This is a genomic window from Arthrobacter sp. K4-10C (genome assembly GCF_059090085.1).
The window spans coordinates 1-261 of sequence record NZ_JBNHFI010000044.1 but is presented as its reverse complement, the minus strand read 5'-3'; the positions used below and the strand labels follow the sequence as shown (position 1 = coordinate 261).

Here is a 261-nt window from a genome sequence, read left to right as displayed (position 1 = left end):
CGACCCGGGTGCGCTGCTGGGCCAGTTTCTTGGGCGGCAGGGCGTGGTAGGCGGTGTCGGTTTCGTAGTAGCCGAAGTCCTCGCCGTTGACCTTCAGTACGCCGGAGTCGACGGTTTCCAGGCCGTTGATGCAGCGCAGGATGGTGGACTTGCCGGAGCCGGAGGGTCCGATGATGCAGCAGATTTCACCGCTGGCGATCTCCAGGTTGATGTCTTTCAGGACCGTTTTGGGGCCGAAGGACTTTCGGATTTTCTGGGCAA

At 61.3% G+C, this 261-nt stretch carries 1 protein-coding gene; it reads right to left on the bottom strand.

Translation table 11 applies throughout. The features are described 5' to 3' along the window. Positions 1-261: ATP-binding cassette domain-containing protein (locus AC5RUU_RS19685; protein WP_493976877.1), on the bottom strand; the 261-nt coding region annotated here is incomplete at both ends.